Genomic DNA, 2,508 nt, shown 5'->3' with positions numbered 1-2,508 from the left:
ACTGAAATCGCCTTTACCTTTACCAGTAAGTCACGGCCTGTCGCCGTTGGGGTCGGTAGCTCGAAATCCACGAGTGCGTCTTGTTGGTCAATGCTTTTTGGGGTGAGATATCCGATGGCTTTCATGACTATTCTCTCTTTCTCATATATGGGCTAACGCTAAAGTGTGGCAGTCACTGGCGCTAGCTTTGTTGGATATTGAATTGTTTCAGTGATAATAAGAGAGAAAAGGCTAAGCAAAAACAGGGTAATGGTTTAAACTTTTTCAATATTTTTTTGAAAATAAAGCCTGCTATGAATACGTCCGATCTAGAGCTATTTATTCGAACTGCTGACTGCGGCAGCATCACAGCCGCTGCTGGCTTGTTGGATACCAGTCCGGCAGCGGCTAGTGCGGCACTTAAGCGGCTTGAAAAGCAGCTAGGGGTTGAACTTTTTATTCGTTCGACACGCCAATTACGCATAACCGCCGAAGGTGAACGTTTTCTGCTGCATTGTCGTCAGGCGATTGAGTCTCTTGAGTATGCCAAGGCATCGCTTGTTGAAATGCAGGGAGAGATAGCAGGTGAGATCCGCATGTCGGTATCCTCGGATCTGGGGCGAAACATGATCTTGCCATTGCTTGATGAAGTGATGGATGGCAACCCGGCACTCAGTGTTCAGCTGAGCTTGGGGGACTCTCTGGCTGACTTTTATATGGACAGGGTAGATGTAGTATTGCGTTACGGGCAACCGGAAGATTCCTCGATGGTGGCTTTCCAGTTAACAGAAGTAGATCGGATTTTGTGCGCGGCACCTGAATATCTTGAGCGTCATGGCGCGCCACAGACACCAGATGAGCTTCTTGATCATAATTGCTTGTTATATCGGCTTGGCGATCAGATTTTCAATCAGTGGGAATTTACGAGCAAGGTTTCCGGGGAATCAGAATCTTCAAAGAAAGTTAAGGTGAACAGCAATCGTATCTGCAATGACGGTGATATTGTCAGGCGTTGGGCAGTATCAGGTAAAGGTATAGCGCTGAAATCTAGGTTAGATATGTTTGCCGATCTGAAAGCCGGGCGGGTGGTAGAAGTCATGCCCGGTTTTAGAGCAAAATCAACGAGCCTGTGGTTGATTTGTCCAAGCCGTAAGCAAGTGACTCCCGCAGTGTTATTACTGCGGGATAGGTTGCGTGAGAAGTTTCAGCACTTGCTTGGAAGTGAATCTGTATGCTGATTGTAAGGCTGTTAGCTTACAATTTCGACGGGTAACTGAAGCTCTATTTCCTCTAAGTCAAATTGCTTCCCTTGAGGTGCGTTTCGTAAGTATTCGATGGTGTGACCTTGTTCACTTAGCTCATAGCCCTCGAGGATAGCTCGGCGGTAGAGTTCATCCCATACTGCGTGGTATCCAACATCACTACTGATAAGGGCTTTGCAACATAAATATGCGCCAGCAGATATGGTAAAGTTTGCTTTGTCGGCCGTCGTAAAAGTCTCACCGACAAGAAGTGTAATATCGTCAAAACGCTTGCTTAGCTCTTCAACATTCGTCGCAACGATAACTTCATACTCTTCTACATCACTTGGTGCATTCATTAGCTTCTCAAACTCAGGAACACTGAATTTTTTGGCCGGGAGAAAACGCTCAGGGTAAGTGCGTAGCTCGGTTTCAAGCTTTTCGGCGATCTGTGATTCCATCGTTTGATGCGATTGTGCCGTCGGATGGCCAAGCTTTCTATAAACCTCAGCTATATCATCAAAATCTTTTGACTCTCGTAACTTTCGAATCGCCTTGGCTGAAGTATTCAGTTCTCTTTTCAGGGCCTTGGCTAATGCCTGCGAAGATGAAAAGCCACTCTCGACAGCAATATCGGTAATCCTATCTGAGCTATACACCAATTTTTCAACAACGGTTTGCAGACGAAGTCGTCGCAGATATTGCCCCGGTGCCTCGTTGAAGACAGCACGGAATACGCGATGGAAATGGTGAGGCGAGATTGCACAGGCAACGGCAATCTCTTCCCAAGCCAACGCGGGTGATTGTTCCGACGACTTATACAGCATATAGATTGCTTTCTCGAACCGGCTTTTCCAGTGTTCCGGTAATTCTTCAATCAGAGTAAGTTCGGGAACAAGGTGTTGTAAATCCATAACGTTAGCCTTTGTATTTATCCTTCATGAACGGTTGTGTTGGGCAAAGTCTGAGACGAATGAGTATCAGAAATTGTATCGCAACGATCTTTGCGGGTAAAAATTCGTAGCAGTATTGGTATCAGCAACAGGGTTACGCTGGTTGCGAACAGCTCGCCGAACACCAGTGAGACCGCAGCAGGCTTAAGATACTGTGCCTGCTCCGAGCTTTCGCTTAGCAAAGGCAGCAAACCGCACACCGTTGTGATGGTAGTCAGGAAAATCGCCCGGACACGGCTGGTGCCGGTATTAATCAGTGCCTCGTGCCTTGGCATACCACTACGGTAATTTTTGTTGAACCGGGTGATCAGTATCAGCGAGTCGTTCACGACAAC

Annotated in this window: 3 protein-coding genes; 1 reads left to right on the top strand and 2 read right to left on the bottom strand. The window is 46.9% G+C overall.

Going from position 1 to position 2,508, the window contains the following annotated elements; translation table 11 throughout:
* The first annotated feature begins 293 nt into the window (after positions 1–293).
* Complete coding sequence (locus MHN01_RS24430) at positions 294–1,217, top strand: LysR family transcriptional regulator (protein WP_239413974.1); 924 nt, start codon at positions 294–296, stop codon at positions 1,215–1,217.
* A gap of 11 nt (positions 1,218–1,228) precedes the next feature.
* Here MHN01_RS24430 and MHN01_RS24425 read toward each other — a convergent pair whose 3' ends face one another.
* Positions 1,229–2,134: a helix-turn-helix transcriptional regulator gene (locus tag MHN01_RS24425; protein WP_239413973.1), complete on the bottom strand. Its 906-nt coding sequence runs from the start codon at positions 2,132–2,134 to the stop codon at positions 1,229–1,231.
* Between the two features lie 17 nt (positions 2,135–2,151).
* On the bottom strand, positions 2,152–2,508 hold a 357-nt coding region (locus MHN01_RS24420), incomplete at its 5' end, for an efflux RND transporter permease subunit (protein ID WP_239413972.1).

The sequence above is a fragment of the Photobacterium sp. OFAV2-7 genome (assembly GCF_022347985.1).
Taxonomy (GTDB): Bacteria; Pseudomonadota; Gammaproteobacteria; order Enterobacterales; family Vibrionaceae; genus Photobacterium.
This window is presented reverse-complemented; position numbering and strand designations above follow the sequence as displayed.